At 57.3% G+C, this 19,011-nt stretch carries 16 protein-coding genes and 1 pseudogene; 8 read left to right on the plus strand and 9 right to left on the minus strand.

What is annotated here, in order from left to right; all coding sequences use genetic code 11:
* Positions 1 to 11: 11 nt before the first annotated feature.
* On the minus strand, positions 12 to 155 hold the full coding sequence (locus QWJ10_RS07235) for a hypothetical protein (RefSeq protein ID WP_010796704.1): 144 nt from the start codon (positions 153 to 155) through the stop codon (positions 12 to 14).
* A 173-nt stretch (positions 156 to 328) separates the two neighbouring features.
* On the opposite strand from QWJ10_RS07235, the gene QWJ10_RS07240 reads away from it, so the two are divergent.
* A complete protein-coding gene (locus tag QWJ10_RS07240; protein WP_260466395.1) occupies positions 329 to 778 on the plus strand; it encodes an EVE domain-containing protein in 450 nt (149 codons plus the stop codon).
* A gap of 1 nt (position 779) precedes the next feature.
* Here the strand turns inward: QWJ10_RS07240 and QWJ10_RS07245 are convergent, their stop codons facing one another.
* Positions 780 to 1,190: a flagellar basal body-associated FliL family protein gene (locus tag QWJ10_RS07245; RefSeq protein WP_122040981.1), complete on the minus strand. Its 411-nt coding sequence runs from the start codon at positions 1,188 to 1,190 to the stop codon at positions 780 to 782.
* Positions 1,191 to 1,451: 261 nt separating this feature from the next.
* Here QWJ10_RS07245 and QWJ10_RS07250 point away from each other — a divergent pair, with 261 nt between their 5' ends.
* A complete protein-coding gene (locus QWJ10_RS07250; protein WP_289925782.1) occupies positions 1,452 to 2,114 on the plus strand; it encodes a YoaK family protein in 663 nt (220 codons plus the stop codon).
* A gap of 3 nt (positions 2,115 to 2,117) precedes the next feature.
* Here the strand turns inward: QWJ10_RS07250 and QWJ10_RS07255 are convergent, their stop codons facing one another.
* Positions 2,118 to 3,143 carry a DUF5924 family protein gene (locus tag QWJ10_RS07255; protein WP_197873024.1) on the minus strand — a complete coding sequence of 342 codons (1,026 nt, stop codon included), beginning with the start codon at positions 3,141 to 3,143 and terminating at the stop codon, positions 2,118 to 2,120.
* A gap of 285 nt (positions 3,144 to 3,428) precedes the next feature.
* On the opposite strand from QWJ10_RS07255, the gene glpT reads away from it, so the two are divergent.
* The gene (gene glpT, locus QWJ10_RS07260; protein ID WP_289925122.1) at positions 3,429 to 4,760 is read left to right on the plus strand and encodes a glycerol-3-phosphate transporter; all 1,332 of its coding nucleotides are present in this window, start codon (positions 3,429 to 3,431) and stop codon (positions 4,758 to 4,760) included.
* Between the two features lie 40 nt (positions 4,761 to 4,800).
* Here glpT and QWJ10_RS07265 read toward each other — a convergent pair whose 3' ends face one another.
* The 4 genes from QWJ10_RS07265 to trxA all read right to left on the minus strand — a co-directional run bounded on the left by QWJ10_RS07265 (position 4,801) and on the right by trxA (position 9,327).
* Positions 4,801 to 5,781 (minus strand): CDP-6-deoxy-delta-3,4-glucoseen reductase, encoded by a 981-nt coding sequence (locus QWJ10_RS07265; protein WP_289925124.1) that lies wholly within the window; start codon positions 5,779 to 5,781, stop codon positions 4,801 to 4,803.
* A gap of 135 nt (positions 5,782 to 5,916) precedes the next feature.
* On the minus strand, positions 5,917 to 7,383 hold the full coding sequence (gene ubiD / locus QWJ10_RS07270) for a 4-hydroxy-3-polyprenylbenzoate decarboxylase (RefSeq protein WP_010796696.1): 1,467 nt from the start codon (positions 7,381 to 7,383) through the stop codon (positions 5,917 to 5,919).
* A 118-nt stretch (positions 7,384 to 7,501) separates the two neighbouring features.
* Positions 7,502 to 8,761 (minus strand): transcription termination factor Rho, encoded by a 1,260-nt coding sequence (gene rho, locus QWJ10_RS07275; RefSeq protein ID WP_010796695.1) that lies wholly within the window; start codon positions 8,759 to 8,761, stop codon positions 7,502 to 7,504.
* Positions 8,762 to 9,000: 239 nt separating this feature from the next.
* On the minus strand, positions 9,001 to 9,327 hold the full coding sequence (gene trxA, locus QWJ10_RS07280; RefSeq protein ID WP_010796694.1) for a thioredoxin TrxA: 327 nt from the start codon (positions 9,325 to 9,327) through the stop codon (positions 9,001 to 9,003).
* Positions 9,328 to 9,696: 369 nt separating this feature from the next.
* On the opposite strand from trxA, the pseudogene QWJ10_RS07285 reads away from it, so the two are divergent.
* Positions 9,697 to 9,893, plus strand: a pseudogene (locus tag QWJ10_RS07285) (amino acid ABC transporter ATP-binding protein); the annotation flags it as partial.
* 106 nt (positions 9,894 to 9,999) lie between these two features.
* On the plus strand, positions 10,000 to 11,505 hold the full coding sequence (gene ppx / locus QWJ10_RS07290; protein ID WP_074821752.1) for an exopolyphosphatase: 1,506 nt from the start codon (positions 10,000 to 10,002) through the stop codon (positions 11,503 to 11,505).
* Here ppx and ppk1 read toward each other — a convergent pair.
* Entirely contained in the window at positions 11,492 to 13,693 is a 2,202-nt protein-coding gene (gene ppk1 / locus QWJ10_RS07295) for a polyphosphate kinase 1 (RefSeq protein ID WP_010796691.1), read from the minus strand. The two genes, ppx and ppk1, sit on opposite strands and share 14 nt — an antisense overlap.
* 18 nt (positions 13,694 to 13,711) lie before the next feature.
* On the minus strand, positions 13,712 to 14,725 hold the full coding sequence (gene hemB, locus QWJ10_RS07300) for a porphobilinogen synthase (protein WP_289925131.1): 1,014 nt from the start codon (positions 14,723 to 14,725) through the stop codon (positions 13,712 to 13,714).
* 247 nt (positions 14,726 to 14,972) lie between these two features.
* Between hemB and QWJ10_RS07305 the strand changes: the two genes are divergently transcribed.
* The 3 genes from QWJ10_RS07305 to QWJ10_RS07315 all read left to right on the plus strand — a co-directional run bounded on the left by QWJ10_RS07305 (position 14,973) and on the right by QWJ10_RS07315 (position 18,965).
* Entirely contained in the window at positions 14,973 to 15,527 is a 555-nt protein-coding gene (locus QWJ10_RS07305) for a DedA family protein (RefSeq protein ID WP_010796689.1), read from the plus strand.
* 151 nt (positions 15,528 to 15,678) lie between these two features.
* Positions 15,679 to 17,820 carry a bifunctional diguanylate cyclase/phosphodiesterase gene (locus tag QWJ10_RS07310; protein ID WP_289925133.1) on the plus strand — a complete coding sequence of 714 codons (2,142 nt, stop codon included), beginning with the start codon at positions 15,679 to 15,681 and terminating at the stop codon, positions 17,818 to 17,820.
* 155 nt (positions 17,821 to 17,975) lie between these two features.
* A complete protein-coding gene (locus QWJ10_RS07315; RefSeq protein ID WP_289925135.1) occupies positions 17,976 to 18,965 on the plus strand; it encodes an SDR family oxidoreductase in 990 nt (329 codons plus the stop codon).
* The last annotated feature ends 46 nt before the right edge of the window (positions 18,966 to 19,011 follow it).

A 19,011-nucleotide genomic window follows, 5' to 3' on the forward strand; every position in this document is an offset into this window, starting at 1 on the left:
GTTGCGAAGATTCAGCGAGACACTTGCTGAATCACATGAGCGGACGGTGAATTGTCCTGCTGCTTTTCCCAGAGACTTTGGGTATAGCCTGTCGTCACAACGCCCAAGCTAAACAGCGCGACCAGTACCCAAAGCAAGTCCGGCTTGCGTTTCATCTATGTGCCTACCCCTTCATTGGCATAATTAACGACACCGCCGACCTGTTTATATGCCAGGCCGTACGGCTACTCAAAAACCGCGGCATTCTGCGCTAACCAGTTTTCTGACGCAAACGTTGCGTCAACCAACCGTCAGAAAGTCCAGAACCGTTTTGCCAGGAGCAATCTTCGTGCCTTATTGGCTGATGAAATCGGAACCCGATGAGTTTTCCATCCATGACTTGCAACGCCTCGGCAGTGGGCGCTGGGATGGCGTTCGTAACTATCAGGCACGCAACTTCATGCGGGCCATGGCTGCCGGGGATCTCTTTCTGTTCTACCACTCCAGCTGCCCCGAACCAGGCGTAGCCGGCATTGGCCGCATAGAAAATGATCCCTTTCCTGATCCGACCGCGCTGGATCCGAAAAGCCCATACCATTCGTCGAAAGCCACCCTGGAGAAAAACCCCTGGATTGCCCGCGACGTCAGTATTGTCGAGGTATTCGATCAGGTCATTTCACTGGCGCGTCTGCGCGAGGTGGCTGCCCTGAGCAGTTTTGCATTGCTGCAAAAGGGCAGCCGCCTGTCAGTCATGCCAGTAACTGACGAAGAATGGCAGGCCATCCTGGCCTGCCGATGACTTAGGGCTGAACGATCAGGTTGTTGAACAACAGGTCCTCGACCATTGGTTTGCCTTCTTCGCTATTGATGATGTCCTGGACCTGCTTGAGCGCCGCCTGACGCAGCGCTTCACGGGCGTCGGCACCGGTCAGGGTCTCATCGGTCTGCTGCTCGAACAGCATGATGAGCTGATTGCGGATCAAAGGCTCATGAAAGGACACGCGCGCCGAGTCTTCCTTGCTCATCGTCATCAGGGCAATATCGGCCTTGTAGTACTTGAGCTTTGGACCAGAGCCGTAATTACCGACCAGTGCGGGCGTCAGGTTGATGTAGTTGGGTTGCGGGGCGCCCTCTTCGGCCTCCTTTTTTTCCTCCGCCCAGGCTGGCAGAGCGAGTGAGAAAGCAAGTACGAACGCAAGCAGGGCTTTCACGGGGCAATTCCTCGAACAAAAAGAGTGGTGCATAGCCAACCGATAGCTATGCCTGTCACAGCTTATCGACTAAACGGTGCATTTCTGAAGCCATAGGATTCAGATGGGCAACCACCCGAATATGACAGACTATAAAAACAGCCTCTTTAGTTGTCGCGGACAGGTTCCGCCCAGGATGGCGCTTTGAAACAACAGGATAGCACCTGCCTCACGCTTGACCTTTCATCAGCAGACGCTCACACCCAACCTCTCTACCTGAGCATGCATCGGCATCGCCGTGTAGGGCTGGTACTGGTTGCCGCCTTGTCGATCCTGGCTGGCATGACAGATGCCATTGGCTTCTTGTCGGCTGGTGACTACGTATCCTTCATGAGCGGCAATACGACGCGACTGGCCGTAGCCGTTGCCTTGGGCGACAGCACCACCCTCTTGCGGCTGTTCCTGATTGTCGCCCTGTTTGTCCTCGGCAATGCACTCGGAATTGTCGTGGTGCGCGTGAGCGGCCGTCGGGCGTTGCCTCTCCTGCTGCTGACATCGGCCTTGTTGGCCGCGGCGGGCTGGTGCACCGGCGGTCTTCCTGGTTCAGTCTTGCTACCTCTTGTAGCCGCCGTGCTCGCCATGGGCATGATCAACGCCGCCGTGGAACAGGTGAACGGGCAGTCCATTGGGCTGACCTATGTTACGGGTGCACTTTCACGACTGGGACGAGGCCTGGGACGCTGGCTGCTGGGTGAGCGCCACTCAGGCTGGCTGATGCAAGCGATTCCGTGGGGCGGCATGCTAGCCGGCGCCACAATGGGCGCATGGCTCCAACACCACCTTGGCCTCAAGGCTCTCTTTGTCAGCAGCGCTTGGGCGGCCCTGATCGGCCTGGCATCCCTATGGATTCCCAGGCGTTGGCAGTTGCATTACATGCCCAAATAGCCGTTAGGGCGTTACCTCGAAGCGCAAGGTGCCGATCATCTGCCCATCCTCGGTTATGATCTGTACCTGCCATCGGCCGGCCACATCACTCGGGAAGTTCTGCTTGTGTGTCCAGGCCCGGTAGCCAGCCTCGCGGCCTCCGCTGATCTCGAGTGGGATACGGTCGACCTCATCCCCATTATGCAGCCAGACATGGTAAATCCGCTCACTCAGCCCACGGGGCGCGTTGATGGCCGTATAGGCATAGAGACCTTGTGAACGCAGCTGGACAGCACTGATTTCCTTCAGACTCTTACCCGGTTCGCGCTTGAGGTTGTCAAAGCTGCTGGTAACCGCTACATCGGTCAGCCACAGCGTGGCGGGCGGCACCCAGGTGCGCAGTACCCATCCTAGGCCTCCCACCATCAGGCTCAGGCCAAGCACGACAGGCCATTGCCACAGGCGTCGGATCGAGAGCGCCACAAGAATGCTTGGAAACGACAACAACACCGCCACGCCTAATGCCAGCCGGTAGCTCTGCGTGGTGGTCAGTTGCAGGATGATGGGCAGGGACGTAAGCAGAACGGCAAACAACGTCAGCGTGTGATAGCCCAGAAAGATCCAGCGCCGGCTCGACAGCGCTTTGTAGTACAGCGGGTCGACAATCGATACGACAGCCATGGCGGCCAGCAGGCCGGTAAAGATGGCCTGTCCGCTGTTCCAGGTGGTTGTGACAAACAGGAACGGCAGGACAAAAAACAGGCTTTCCTGATGAATCATCTGGGTTGCGTAGCGAAACAGCCCAGGGGGCAGGTTCCAGCCAAACCGCCTAGTCACCCACTGACGCAGCACGTTCTCAACCATCAGCCATAACCAGCTGGCCAACATTACGATGGCCATTACCTTGGCAAAGCCATGCTGGCGATCAACCAGCAGAAAGCTGCACACACCCGAAACAAAGCCTGCCAGGGCAATCAGGCGTGGATAACGGTTGATCAGGACGGTAGCGAGATCAACCAGACGTGATACGTAGCGCTTCCAGGTGGGCATAACGATCAGAACACAGGCGGTTATGGTTGAGACCCATCACGTGCGGTCAAGTGCGGTCCGGCGGGGCAGCATACGCATCCCCTTATAGAACGCCAACCGCGTTCAGTTCACACGTCACAACCTGTGACTGAACGGGCATTAGGACCTATAGGTTCGGAAAGCAACATTTTTGCGAGCGTTTATTTTCGTTTATCGCACAGCGGTATCGGTCATTTTTCTGAAATGAAACTGTAATATTTGCCCTGCACGTCTCTTCTCATAAAAACAACGATCTTCGGAGCTCAAATGCTTGGTATTTTTCGTCCGGCCCCGCATACGGCGCGCCTGCCTTCCGATCGCATCGATCCTGCTTACAAACGCCTGCGCTGGCAAATCTTTGCCGGTATCTTCATCGGTTATGCCGGGTATTACCTGCTGCGCAAAAACTTTTCTCTGGCGATGCCCTACTTGGTAGAGGAAGGCTACAGCCGAGGAGAGCTGGGTATTGCGTTATCGGCCGTTGCCATCGCCTATGGTCTTTCCAAATTCCTCATGGGCATGGTGTCCGACCGCTCGAATCCCCGCTACTTTCTGCCCTTCGGCCTGCTGGTCTCGGCGGGCGTGATGTTCATTTTCGGTTTCGCACATTGGGCAACCTCAAGCGTGACCATCATGTTCATTCTGCTTTTTATCAATGGTTGGGCGCAGGGGATGGGCTGGCCACCCAGTGGGCGAACCATGGTGCATTGGTGGTCCCAGAAGGAACGCGGCGGCGTGGTCTCGGTCTGGAACGTTGCCCATAACGTAGGCGGTGGTCTGATTGGCCCGCTGTTTCTGCTGGGGCTCGGCTGGTTCAATGATTGGCACTCAGCCTTCTACGTTCCGGCGGCCGTAGCGCTGGGTGTTGCAGTTTTCGCGTTCCTGACCATGCGCGATACGCCGCAGTCCTGTGGGTTGCCACCTATCGAGGAATACAAGCAGGACTACCCGGAAGGCTACGACGAGAGCCATGAACGCGAATTCAGTACAAAGGAAATCTTTGTCAAATACGTGCTGAAAAACCGCATGCTCTGGTACATCGCACTGGCCAACGTATTCGTCTATCTGCTGCGTTACGGCGTGCTGGATTGGGCGCCTACCTACCTGAAGGAAGCCAAGCATTTCACGGTGGACAAATCATCCTGGGCGTACTTTCTGTATGAGTGGGCCGGTATTCCCGGCACGCTGCTGTGCGGCTGGCTATCGGACAAACTGTTCAAGGGCAATCGTGGCGCCACCGGTGTAGTGTTCATGGCTCTGGTGGCAGTCGGCACCGTGGTTTACTGGCTCAACCCGCCAGGAAATCCCATGGTCGATATGTTCGCACTGATCGCCATTGGCTTTCTGATCTACGGCCCGGTGATGCTGATCGGTTTGCAGGCCCTGGAGCTGGTGCCCAAGAAAGCCGCCGGGACAGCTGCCGGCTTTACCGGCCTGTTCGGCTACCTGGGGGGCTCGGTAGCCGCCAACGCACTGGTTGGCTACACAGTGGACCTGTACGGCTGGGACGGCGGCTTCATGCTGCTGGTCGCGTCATGCATATTGGCCATTGTGTTCCTGGCCTTGACGCTGCGCCATAAAAACCCGGTATTGAGTTAGGGTAGCGGACCGATCCAGCTGCGGGCTGGATCGGTCCGGCTTACAACCCCAGCGCCTCTCTTGGCGCATAGGCGAACACGTCGGCCCACATTTGGTGAGGATCCATCCCACCTTCGACCAGCGCATCCAATGTGGCATAAACCATGGCAGGCGACCCACTGGCATACACGTGGAGTGACTTCATATCGGTGAAGTCCTCTCGCACCGCTTCATGCAAGAGGCCACAACGTCCCTCCCACCCACACAGGTCACTTACTACCTTGTTCAAGTGAAGACGGGGGTCCTGCTCCCACTCTTCCCAATGGGGTAATGCATAGAAGTCATCGGGATGACGCACGCCCCAATACAGGTGCAGGGGTTGATCGAAGCCGCGCGCACGGCAATCCTCGATGAGGCTGTGCATTTGTGCCATTCCCGTTCCGGCCGCGATCAGAACAAGCGGGCCTGGAGGCAGATCGGCCAGATGCGCATCGCCAAAAGGCAGCTGGACGCGCACCATGCGTTCTCGCTCAAGCTGCTGAATAATCGCCTGACTGCTCTCTTCACGCGTCAGAATATGCAACTCCAGCTCACGCCCCTGATGCGGTGCGGATGCCAGCGAAAAGGCCGACTGCTTGCCATCGTCCCGCTCAAGCATCAGGTATTGTCCAGCGTGATAGCGCGGGGGCTTGCCTGCTGGAGCCAGCAGCCGGACACGGCGTACATCTCCGCCCACATCCTCACATGCCAGGACCTGACAGGCAAAGGTGCCTACTGGAAGCTCGCCCGGCGCCAACACTCCATCCCAATGCAACTCACATGTTTCGAGCGGCTCGGCCAGGCAGACAAAAATCTCACCGTGGTCGATGACATCGTTCTGCTGCCTGACCCGCCCTTCGATCAACAAGGCTGCACAGACATGGCAATTACCGTTGCGGCAGCTGTGCGGACACTCATACCCCAGTCTGTGTGCCGCATCCAGGATGCGCTCGCCAGGTAACGTCTCGAGTACCGCCCCGGAGGGACGTAGCGTGACCTTCATCTCAGGACGCCTTGTGAATGGAAGTGGATGTCTGGGGATAGCTCTGCACGAATCCCATGCCTGCAAATTCCTCTGTATGCATAGCGTTCGACGCACAACGTGCGCAACTTATCCCCGTCGGGCCAACAGTATCCATCAATCGATCCCCAGGCTGGACCAGATTTCATCGACCCGCTTGACCACGGCTTCGTCCTTGACGATAGCCCGCCCCCATTCCCGGTTGGTCTCTCCGGGCCACTTGTTGGTAGCATCCAACCCCATCTTCGAGCCCAGGCCCGAAATCGGCGAAGCGAAATCCAGATAGTCGATGGGCGTGTTGTCGATCATCACGGTGTCGCGCTTAGGGTCCATGCGGGTCGTGATAGCCCAGATCACATCGTTCCAGTCCCGTGCGTTGATGTCATCATCGGTCACGATCACGAACTTGGTGTACATGAACTGGCGCAGGAAGCTCCAGACGCCCAGCATTACCCGCTTGGCATGGCCTGGGTACTGCTTTTTCATGGTGACCACAGCCATGCGGTAGGAGCACCCTTCCGGCGGCAGATAGAAATCAACGATCTCAGGAAACTGCTTTTGCAGGATCGGCACGAACACTTCGTTCAATGCCACACCAAGAATAGCCGGCTCATCCGGCGGACGTCCGGTATAGGTACTGTGGTAGATCGCGTCACGGCGGCGAGTGATACGCTCGACGGTAAACACTGGGAAGCGGTCTACTTCATTGTAATAGCCGGTATGGTCACCGTAAGGCCCCTCATCAGCCATCTCGCCGGGATAGATGAAGCCTTCCAGAATGATCTCGGCGCTGGCTGGAACCTGCAGGTCGCTGCCGATGCATTTCACCAACTCGGTACGGCTGCCACGCAGAAGGCCAGCAAATGCATATTCGGACAGCGTATCCGGAACCGGCGTAACAGCGCCCAGAATCGTTGCCGGATCTGCACCCAGGGCTACCGCCACGGGATAGGGCTTGCCTGGATACTTGGCGCACCATTCACGAAAATCCAGGGCGCCGCCACGATGGCTAAGCCAGCGCATGATGACCTTGTTGCGACCAATGACCTGCTGACGGTAGATACCCAGGTTCTGCCGTTCCTTGTTCGGTCCTTTGGTAACGGTCAGGCCCCAGGTGATCAACGGACCGACATCGCCCGGCCAGCAGTGCTGGATCGGCAAGCGGGACAGATCAACCGCCTCGCCCTCTTCGATCACCTCATGGCAAGGGGCGTCCTTCATCACCTTGGGCGCCATGCTGATGACCTTCTTGTAGATCGGCAGCTTTGACCAGGCATCCTTCAATCCCTTGGGCGGCTCCGGCTCCTTCAGAAATGCCAGCAGCTTGCCAATCTCGCGCAGTTCACCGACATCTTCTGCACCCATGCCCATCGCAACCCGCTCAGGTGTGCCAAACAGGTTGCCTAGCACAGGCATGTCATATCCGGTCGGATTTTCGAACAGCAGAGCCGGCCCCTTGCGACGCAAGGTACGGTCACACACTTCGGTCATTTCGAGGTTGGGCGAGACGGGGGTCTGGATGCGCTTCAGCTCGCCACGCTGTTCCAGGCCGCGGATGAAGTCGCGAAGGTCGCGGTATTGCATAGCGGGAGGTATCTCGGCAGAGAATGAAGCGGAAAGTGTACCGCTCCTGGCCCCCTTTTCGAAAATGAAAAGCCTGCCCAGGATGTGAAAAGGCCGGGAAACCCCGGCCTTTTCAGTCTTACTTGCGCTTCATCGAGTCGAAGAACTCGTCGTTGGTCTTGGTCTGACGCAACTTATCGAGCAGGAACTCGATGGCACCGATCTCTTCCATCGGATGCAGGATCTTGCGCAGAATCCAGATGCGCTGCAGCTCTTCCTCACCGGTCAGCAACTCTTCGCGGCGGGTGCCGGAGCGATTGATGTTGATAGCGGGGAATACGCGCTTCTCGGAGATCTTGCGATCCAGCTGAAGCTCCATGTTACCGGTACCCTTGAATTCTTCGTAGATGACCTCGTCCATCTTCGAGCCGGTATCGACCAGGGCTGTTGCCAGGATGGTCAGGCTACCGCCTTCTTCGATGTTACGTGCCGCTCCGAAGAAACGCTTGGGCTTTTCGAGCGCATGGGCATCCACACCACCGGTTAGTACCTTGCCGGAGCTCGGGATCACGGTGTTGTAGGCACGCGCCAGACGGGTAATAGAGTCCAGCAGAATCACCACGTCTTTCTTGTGCTCGACCAGGCGCTTGGCCTTCTCGATCACCATTTCGGCAACCTGTACGTGGCGGGTTGGCGGCTCGTCAAAGGTGGACGCCACTACTTCGCCGCGCACGGTACGCTGCATTTCGGTTACTTCTTCCGGGCGCTCGTCGATCAGCAGAACGATCAGGTGGCACTCGGGGTTGTTACGGGTGATGTTGCTGGCGATGTTCTGCAGCATCAGCGTCTTGCCCGCTTTTGGCGGAGCGACGATAAGACCACGCTGGCCCTTGCCAATCGGCGCACACAGGTCGATCACTCGGCCGGTGAGGTCTTCGGTGGAGCCATTACCGGCTTCCATCGTCAGGCGCTTGTTGGGGAACAGCGGCGTCAGGTTTTCGAACAGGATCTTGTTCTTCGCATTCTCGGGTCGATCATAGTTAATGGTATCGACCTTGAGCAGCGCGAAGTAACGCTCACCTTCTTTCGGCGGGCGAATCTTGCCGATGATGGTATCACCGGTGCGTAGATTGAAACGGCGGATCTGACTGGGAGAGACGTAGATATCGTCGGGGCCGGCCAGGTAGGAGGAGTCCGCACTACGCAGGAAGCCGAAGCCATCCTGCAGAATCTCCAGCACGCCATCACCGGAAATCTCTTCACCGCTTTTTGCGTGTTTTTTCAGCAGAGAGAAAATCACGTCCTGCTTGCGGGAGCGAGCCATGTTTTCCAGGCCCATGGCTTCCGCCATTTCCAACAGTTCCGTGATTGGCTTTTGCTTGAGTTCGGTAAGGTTCATAGACGTTGCTAACTGAGAAAAGGAGGGAGTAAGAATCTTTTTGGCTTGAGAGGCCTCGCCGCGGCTAACGACAGGATCGCGTTGGTTATTCTAATAAGAGAATCGGCGAAGGCATGCAGAGGGCGACACGCGTTTGTGTCGTTGCGAGATCGAATGTAGCACCCCGCTAGACAGCACGTCTAGTGCTAAATAACAAAAAGCCCCGCTAAACGCAGGGCCTTTGATCGAAAGCAATAAAATCAGATATTGCTATCGAGGAATGCCGCCAGCTGGGATTTGGACAGTGCGCCCACCTTGGTGGCTTCAACGGAGCCGTTCTTGAACAGCATCAGCGTCGGGATACCACGTACGCCATACTTCGGCGGGGTATCCTGGTTTTCATCGATGTTGAGTTTGCAAACCTTCAGTTTGCCCTGATAGTCCTTGGCGATTTCATCCAGAACCGGCGCAATCATTTTGCAGGGACCACACCATTCGGCCCAGTAGTCGACCAGCACGGGACCGTCAGCCTTGAGCACGTCCTGCTCGAAGCTGGCATCGCTGACGTTGGTGATGTATTCGCTCATGGACTTTCTCCGAATTCGGAAACGACAAAAAAAGAACGACCACTATAGCCCTGCCAGCGCTTAACAGGAAGGCACAAGCCATTAAGTCTCTTTATTGGGACAGCTAAAGCCTCTCAATTACACCATTTGGCAGACCGCCGGAAAATCAGCGGGCTGCCTGTACGAATACGCCTTGTTTTGCCCTTCTCAATGAAGCTGCGCACTAGAACGGAGCAGCATGCCTCATCCGCATGGTCTCAACATCGACACGGCACAGCGGGTGCCGAGAAGCTGGATACCAGACTCGTGCTGGTGCCAATAACCAGCACCAACCGTATTCCTTTTAAGATCAAGACAAGGTTGATTAAGTGATTTTCAGCCTAGGCAAGAATCCTTAGCAGGAAGCAGCGGGTCCAGGATGGCATGACACTGATCATGATGCCTTATGAGACACCCTTTGCCGCCAAGTGGGCGATGTGCAGGCGCTCATGCATCAAGGCAAGGTGCATGAACTGGGCAATCCCAAGACATTATTCGTCAACCCCGGGACGCCGGAGCGGGCACAGTTCATCGGTTCGGTTCATTGATCCAGACTACAGCCCATCGACTGAAACAGTCTGACTGCACGTTGAAGTTTGGCAGACCTCTTCGATCGTGGCACGATTGTCGACGTTTATGTATGAGACCGTCAGCATGCCGCATTCATCCGCAGAACCGTTTCCCCTGATTGCTGCCATCGATCTTGGCTCCAATAGCTTTCACATTGTTCGGGCGCGGACTGACCATGGCGAAATTCGTATCCTTGAACGCATGGGCGAAAAGATTCAGCTGGCCGCTGGGCTGGACGAATCACGAATGCTCAGCGAAGAAGCCATGGAACGCGGGCTCGAATGCCTGCGCCGCTTTGCCCAGTTGATCACCGGCCTGCCGCTGGGCGCCGTGCGTATCGTAGGCACCAACGCGCTTCGCGAGGCCAGAAACCGCAGCGACTTCATCATGCGTGCCCAGCAGGTACTGGGGCATTCCGTGGAAGTCATCTCCGGCCGTGAAGAAGCCCGCCTGATCTACCTGGGCGTTTCCCATACCATGCCAGATATGGAAGGCCGTCGCCTGGTGACTGATATCGGTGGTGGCAGCACCGAGTTCATTATCGGCCAACGCTTTGAGACCCATCAGCGCGAAAGCCTGCAGATGGGCTGTGTCAGTTATACCAAGCGGTTCTTCGCAGACGGCAAGATCACGCCGTCTCGCTATGCCCAGGCCTACACGGCCGCCCGGCTGGAATTGATGAACATCGACCAGAGCCTGCGCGAAAAAGGCTGGCAGGAAGCCGTAGGCGCCTCCGGCACCATCCGTGCCGTAGCCCTGGCCATCCAGGCCGCCGGGCGCGGCAAGGGTGAGGTCAATGCCGAAGGCATCGAATGGCTCAAGCGCAAGATCTTCAAGCAGGGCGATATCGAAAAGCTCGATATCGAAGGGGTCAAGCCCGACCGCCGCACCATTCTGCCGGGTGGTCTCGCCATTCTGGAGGCGATCTTCAAGGCGCTGGAGCTGCAGGAGATGAACCTGTCCGAAGGCGCACTGCGTGAAGGTGTGCTCTATGACATGATCGGTCGCCAGCACCACGAGGATGTACGGGAGCGTACGCTGTCGGCCCTAGCAGAGCGCTACCACGTGGACAAGCGTCAGGCCGAACGGGTCGAGCGCCGTGCTTTGAAGGCCTTCGAGCAGGTTACCGAAGCCTGGAACCTGAGCAATCCTTGCTATCGGGAACTGCTGACCTGGGCAGCGCGCGTGCATGAGATCGGGCTGGACATTGCCCACTACCACTATCACAAGCACGGCGCCTATCTGATCGAGCATTCCGATCTACCTGGGTTTTCCCGACGCGACCAACAGATGCTAGCCCTTCTGGTACGCGGCCATCGCCGCAATATCCCGCGAGATCGCTTCGCCGAGCTGGGTGACGAAGAAGGCGAAAGCCTGATCCGCCTGTGCATCCTGCTGCGCTTTGCCATTCTGTTCCATCATATCCGCAGCAACCAGGAGCGCCCCATCGTGACGCTCAAGGCAGGTCCGCGCAGCCTCGCGGTATGCTTCCCGGTCGGCTGGCTGGAGCAGAATCCGCTGACCCAGGCTGACTTCGAACAGGAAGCGCAATGGCTCACGCGGATCGGCTATACCCTTACCGTGTGTTGATACCCGGACTGCTCAGGCGCTCCATGAGAGTCGCCTGCACAGTCCGCGGGTTCTGGTTGCCCGTTGGCGAAATGCGCTGGTAACTCCCGTCCTCCTGCAGCACCCAGCTCTGGGTGTTGTCAGTGAGGTAGGCTTCCAGATCCTTCTTGACCCGTGAAATGAGCTTTTTGCCTTCCACCGGGAAGCAGGTCTCCACACGCATGTCGAGGTTTCGCTCCATCCAGTCCGCACTGGACAGGTACATGCGCTCATCTCCCCCATTAAGGAAGTAATAGATTCGGCTGTGCTCCAGGAAGCGGCCGATGATCGAACGCACCTGGATGTTATGCGACACGCCCGGTACGCCCGGACGCAGACAGCACATGCCGCGAACGACCAGGTCGATCTTCACACCCGCCTGGCTTGCCTTGTACAGCGCTCGGATGACCTTGGGATCGGTCAGACCGTTGACCTTGGCCATGATGTGCGCGGGGCGACCCTCGGCGGCTGCAGCGGCCTCACGGTTGATCATTTCCAGCAGGTTCTTCTTGAGCGTAAACGGCGCATGCAGGAGCTTTTTCATGCGCAGCGTCTTGCCCATGCCGATCAACTGGTTGAACAGCTTGTGAACGTCTTCGGTCAGGGCTATGTCGGCCGTCAGCAGGCTGTAGTCGGTGTACAGCTTGGCGTTGCCGGCATGGTAGTTACCAGTGCCCAGGTGCGCATAACGCCGCAACTCACCATTTTCACGGCGCAGAATGAGCATCATCTTGGCGTGAGTCTTAAAGCCGACCACCCCATAGATCACCACGGCCCCTGCCTGCTGGAGACGGCTCGCCAGTTGCAGGTTGGATTCCTCGTCGAAACGCGCCCGCAATTCGATGACCGCCGTCACTTCCTTGCCGCTACGCGCCGCTTCTACCAACGCATCGACGATTTCCGAGTTGGCACCGCTGCGGTACAGGGTCTGTTTGATGGCCAGAACGCTGGGATCCTTGGCAGCCTGGCGCAGCAGGTCAACCACAGGCGTAAAGGACTCGAACGGGTGCATTAGCAGCACATCGATCTTGCCCAGTACGTTGAAGAGGTTTTCCTTCTTCTGAAGCAGCTTGGGAATGCTGGGCGTCAGCGGGGCGTTCTGCAGCTCAGGGTGGCTGTCGAGTCCCGTCACACTGAACAAGCGCGTCAGGTTGACCGGGCCGTTGACCTTGTAGAGCTCGCTTTCAGCCAGATTGAACTGCTTGAGCAGATAGTCCGTAAGGTTCTTCGGGCAGCTTTCGACTACCTCCAGGCGTACCGCATCCCCGTAGCGGCGGGAGAACAGCTCGCCTCGCAGCGCGCGGGCCAGGTCGTCTACATCTTCGGCGTCCACCGACAGGTCGGCGTTACGGGTCAGACGGAACTGGAAGCAGCCCTTCACCTTCATGCCAGGAAACAGGTCGTCGGCATGAGCATGGATCATCGAAGAGAGGAAAACGTAGTTGTCGCCCGGGCCGCCAATTTCTTCGGGCACGCTGATGATACGCGGCAGCGAACGCGGCGCCGGAATGATGGCCAGACCCGAGTCGCGGCCAAAGGCGTCCATCCCTTCCAGCTCAACGATGAAGTTGAGGCTCTTATTGACCAGGAGCGGGAACGGGTGTGTGGGATCGAGCCCGATGGGCGTGATAATCGGGGCGATCTCGTCGCGGAAGAACTTGCGTACCCAGCCCTTGATCTTCAGGTCCCAGTTGCGGCGGCGAATGAAGCGGATCTGATGTTTGGACAGCTCCGGCAACAGCACATCGTTGAGAATGGTGTACTGGCGTGCCACCTGCTCATGCACGATGTCGCTGATACGGGCCAGGGCCTGATGCGGCAGCAAGCCGTCGGCACCGGCCTGCTCGCGGGCAAAGGCGACCTGTTTTTTCAGACCCGCGACACGAATCTCGAAAAACTCGTCCAGGTTGCTGGAAAAGATCAGCAGGAACTTGAGCCGTTCAAGCAGCGGATAGGACTCATCGAGGGCCTGTTCGAGCACCCGGATGTTGAATTGCAGCTGAGACAGTTCCCGGTGAATATACAGGCTACTGTCGTCAACACTTAAGGCCGGCACGGCCGGTGCTTCTGGCACCGCGACCGCAGGCGTGGTTTCAACGGTGGGCGTAGCGTCGGTCAATGCGGCCTCCTCGGTGCGCGCAGTAGTATCAATGAGTCCTTGGCTGTTCATGGCAGCTCCTTGGGAGCGTTAACGCTCCTGACGTAATTGTTGGGCAGCACGTTTGGCAAAGTAAGTCAGAATGCCATCAGCGCCGGCACGTTTGAAAGCGAGCAGAGACTCCAGAATCACCGCATCGGATAGCCACCCGTTCTGGATTGCGGCCATGTGCATGGCGTATTCGCCGCTGACTTGGTACACAAAGGTCGGCACGCGGAACTCGTCCTTCACCCGGCGCACAATGTCCAGGTAAGGCATGCCCGGCTTGACCATGACGGAATCGGCCCCCTCGGCCAGATCGCCCGCCACTTCCTGCAAGGCCTCGTCACTGTTGGCCGGATCCATCTGGTAGGTCGCCTTGTTGCCTTTGCCCAGATTGGCAGCCGAGCCGACCGCATCCCGGAAAGGCCCGTAATAGGCGCTCGCATACTTGGCCGAGTAGGCCATGATCTGCACGTTGTGATAACCCGCGTCTTCCAGGGCCGCGCGAATGGCCCCTACTCGGCCATCCATCATGTCCGACGGCGCAACGACCTGGGCACCTGCGGCCGCATGGGACAGCGCCTGCCTGACCAGCACCTCGACGGATATGTCGTTCAGCACATAGCCATTCTCATCGAGAATGCCATCCTGTCCGTGGGTGGTAAACGGATCGAGCGCAACGTCGGTAATCACGCCCAGCTCCGGAAAGTGTTCACGGAGCGCACGCGTGGCACGCTGGGCGATACCGTCAGGGTTGTAAGCCTCGGCACCATCGAGAGATTTCTTCTCAGGCGGTGTGACGGGGAACAGAGCGACGGCAGGAATGCCTAATGCTACAAGCTCAGCCGCTTCTTCCAGTAGAAGATCGATGGATAGACGCTCGACGCCCGGCATGGAGGGCACGCTTTCACGGCGATTTTCGCCGTCGAGCACGAACATCGGCAGGATCAGGTCGTCTACGGTCAGCGTGTGCTCACGCATCAAACGGCGGGAAAAGTCATCCCGGCGCTGGCGGCGCATCCGCGTGAATGGAAAGGAACGGCTTACTGAAGTGAAACTCACGGTGTACTCCCGGACTCAAGCAGAGTCATTGTGATGAGTTATAAGTCACTATCATGACCGAATGGTAACAACTGATGACAATAAGGCATGTCTATCAACCCTGTTTAAGGCAGACGACCTCTAGCTTCGGCTTGGCACATCGCTATGCAAATCCCCTGCTTTTAAAAAGGGTTAGACGAAGCGACAGCTTCCTTCCGGCGGCTAACCGAGTTAGGCTGCGCCTTCATTTCGCCCTGTTGTCGTGACGATGCTGCAACAATTCCTCCATGATTTCGGTTATTTCGCCCTTTTCCTCGGCACGTTCTTCGAGGGTGAAACCATTCTGGTTCTGGCAGGTTTTCTAGCCTTCCGCGAGTATATGAACATCCAGACGGTCATCATGGTGGCCTTCATGGGAAGTTATGCAGGCGACCAGCTCTGGTATTTCCTGGGTCGCCGTCACGGTCGCAAGCTGCTCAAGCGAAAGCCTCGCTGGGAAGCCATGGGAGACAAGGCGCTGGATCATATTCGCCGTCATCCCGATCTGTGGGTGCTCAGCTTTCGCTTCGTCTACGGCCTGAGAACGGTAATGCCGGTGGCCATTGGCATGTCGGGCTATCCTCCGGCGCGCTACCTGCTGCTCAATGGTATCGGCGCCATTGTCTGGGCCACTGTCCTGGGATTGGCGGCCTATCACTTTGGAGCAGTGCTCGAAGGGGCCCTGGGCAATCTCAAGCGCTACGAACTGATGGTGCTCGGCGCCCTGCTGGTTCTGGGCGTGGTACTCTGGCTGTGGCGCCGGATACGCGCTCCGAAAAAATAGTTTTTCTTTCTTTTTCCCGCCTCCACCTGTCGGTCATCCTCAAGCTTGGCCGACGGGCGGCCGATAAGGCCATTACCAACGTATTCAGTAGCCTTGCCGTGGCGATATCGAATATATCGATGCAGTGGGATGTCCTTTCGAGTCTGTAATCATGTTGCTTGCCACATCCCTGCCTGACGGCTTCGTACCGGTCGGCTCCGATCATCATCATTTCGTTCTGGTTCTGCTGTCCTATCTGGTAGCGACAGCGGCCGGTTATACCGCGCTTTACATGGCCAGACGCGCCTCGTCGGCCGCCTTGAGTAAGAACCGTTTGCTCTGGTGTGGTGTAGGCGGCCTGGCGCTGGGCAGTGGTATCTGGTCAATGCACTTTATTGCAATGCTGTCCTATGCCTCGCCGGTCAGCATGCAGTACGGCTACAGCATGACGTTGCTGTCGTTAGGCATCGCCGTTGCCGTGTCCTGCGTCGTCATGTGGCTTATCAGCCGTGAGCGGCTTGCTACCTGGGAATACCTGGCAGCTTCGGTCGCAGCGGGCTGCGGCATTGCAGCCATGCACTACACCGGAATGTCCGCAATCAATTCCGTTGGTGTCCAGGTGTACAACCCGCTCCTGTTCCTAGTCTCAATCCTAGTGGCTATCCTGGCGTCTCTGGCGGCATTGATCATGGCGTTTTACGTTCGTAACCAAGCCGGTCGCCATACCCAATTGCTCATGATCCTGGGTAGCTTGATTCTGGGCGGTGCGATCGTGTCTATGCACTTCACTGGCATGGCCGCACTAACGCTAGTGGTCCCGGAAGATACGCCAGTCATGATGATGGCCCATGATGCCCATCATGGGCTTTTGGGGACCATCATTGCATTTCTGACCTTGGTCGTGATCTGTGCAGGCCTGACAGCTACTCGTCTGGAACACCGTTTTCATGAGCAGAGCGTACGCCTGGAAGAGATGTCGACGGCGCTGAGTCAGGTTACGTTGCTCGATCCGCTCACCCAGCTTCTGAACGATTACAGCTTTACTCAGACACTGGCGCGCATCATCAACAAGGCCACCCCCGAGGAAGGCCTTGCCCTGCTTAATCTGGATCTGGATCACTTCAAGCGAATCAATGACAGCCTGGGTTACAACGTGGGCGACGATCTGCTTACCCAGGTTGCCCAACGCATCACGGCCGTGCTTGATAGCACCGTCCACGTCGCTCGTCAGGGTAACGAGTTTCTAGTCCTGGTTCCTGAGGCACAGCCTGAGCACAGTGAACACCTTGCCATGCGGCTGTTGGAGCAGCTTCGTCCGCCCTTCAACCTGAGCGGACAGCAGATAGGCATGACGCTGAGCATCGGCATTGCCCACTATCCCAAGGATGGCCGCTCTGCCAATGAACTGCTGCGCAATGCAGGCCTCGCCTTGGGGCAGTGCAAGCGCAACGGGCGTAATCGCTTCCTGCATTTTGCTCCGGAATTGCAGACCCAGGCGGAGGAAACGCTTCACTTGGAGCAGGAACTGCGTCAGGCCATTACTGAAGGCACGCTGGAAGTACATTACCAGCCTATTGTTACCAGTGATGCGCGGACTACCGCCAGCCTGGAGGCATTGGTTCGCTGGAATCATCCGACGCTTGGTCCCATCAGGCCTGACCGCTTTGTCCATGTAGCAGAGCTGAGCGGGCAAATTGGTGAGCTGGATCATTGGGTCATGCGGCGTGCCTGCCGGGACCTGAAAACCCTGCGCGGGCTGGGTTACAGCGAGCTACGGGTAGCAGTAAACTGCTCGCCTTTAAACCTTACCGATCGGACCCTTCCCAAGCGCGTGGAAGAAGCGCTCAGCGAAGCCGAGCTGCCGCCTGAGGCGTTAACGCTCGAGCTGACTGAAAATGCTCTGATGCATAACCTCAACCTGGCGATTGAGTTGTTAGAACGAATTCGAGCGCTTGGCGTAAAGGTTTCGATCGATGACTTTGGCAGTGGCTACTCCTCCCTGGCGTACCTAAGCAAGTTCAAAGTCGATACGCTCAAGGTCGATCGCTCGTTTGTGCGTGATATTCCTAATCAGCAGACCGATATGGAGATTACTGCCGCGATTATTGCCATGGCGCACAAACTGCAGCTCAGGGTAGTCGCTGAAGGTGTAGAAACAGAAGAGCAGCTGGCTTTTCTACGAGACAATCAGTGCGACTTTATTCAAGGGTATCTGTTCAGCAAGCCGCTATCGCTTACACAGTTGCAGGCTTGGCTGGAGGGGCATGAGCAGAAAAAGTACATAGAGCCAGTAGCCTATGAGCTGCAGACCTAACTCAACCGTACTGACATTGATACAAGCCTCTCCAGTGAAGGCAATTTGAGTCGCTGGCAAGCCACAAGACCAGCCGCCGTGCTTGAACTTCTCACCCGGTCGCTCCCTCTGAGCAAACGAGGCCTATGGCGTCAAAAGCTCAGTTGGGGAAGGCCATGAAGCAAATCTTTGCCGGTACTGTTGTCGTTATTACAGGCGCATCAAGCGGAATCGGACGCGCTACTGCTTATGCCTTTGCCGAACGCGGCGCCCGGCTCGTCCTGGCAGCTCGGCGTACCGAACGGCTGGAAGATGTCGTGCAGCAATGTCGCATTTTGGGAAGCGTTGCCTTCTCCATGACGGTCGACACAACCTGCGAAGAGGAGGTCGAAGGGCTGGCGCGCCAGGCCATCTCACGCTTTGGGCGCATCGACGTGTGGTTTAACAACGCCGGGGTAGGCGTATTTGGCCGGTTTGAGGATATCCCGAGTGACGTATGGCGCCGAGTCATCGAGACCAATGTTTTCGGCTATATGCATGGCGCCAAAGTGGCAATGCGTCAGTTCCGCTTACAGGGCCATGGCACCCTGATCAATAATGCATCCATCGTGGGGCGTATCGCCAAACCAGACTCTACAGCCTATGCCACTAGCAAATTTGCAGTACGCGGATTCTCTGAGTGCCTACGCCAAGAAGTATTGGACCAGCCAAATATCCATATCTGTACCCTGCTTCCTTCGGTAGTCGACACCCCTTTCTTCATCCATGCAGCAAACTTTAGCCAGCAGCGTGTACGCGCCGCGCCGCCAGCTTATACCCCTGAGAAAGTTGCCCGAACCGTATTAGACCTTGTGCAACGGCCTCGGGCCGAGGTCGCTGTCGGCGGCTCAGGCCATCTGGCCAGCACCTTACGACGTCTTGCACCCTCACTGATGACGCGGATCAACGGTCGGCTGCTGCATAAGGGCTTTTTGGCAGATGAGCCTAGCGATGACACTACCGGCACTGTGTTCGAGCCCATGTATGACGAGCACACCGTACGAGGCGGCTGGCGTAAAGGGCCAAACAACGGTGGCGTTCCCTCTTTAGCGGCCCTGGCGTTGTTGGGGCTTCCTCTTGGCGTACTGGCATGGCGTCACTGGAATCGTTCGGATCGTCATTCGTAGCCTTAATCGACACAGACGTTTCGCCTTGCTGGCAACGGCGGGCTGA

It is taken from the genome of Pseudomonas sp. WAC2 (assembly GCF_030403525.1).
GTDB lineage: Bacteria > Pseudomonadota > Gammaproteobacteria > Pseudomonadales > Pseudomonadaceae > Chryseomonas > Chryseomonas luteola.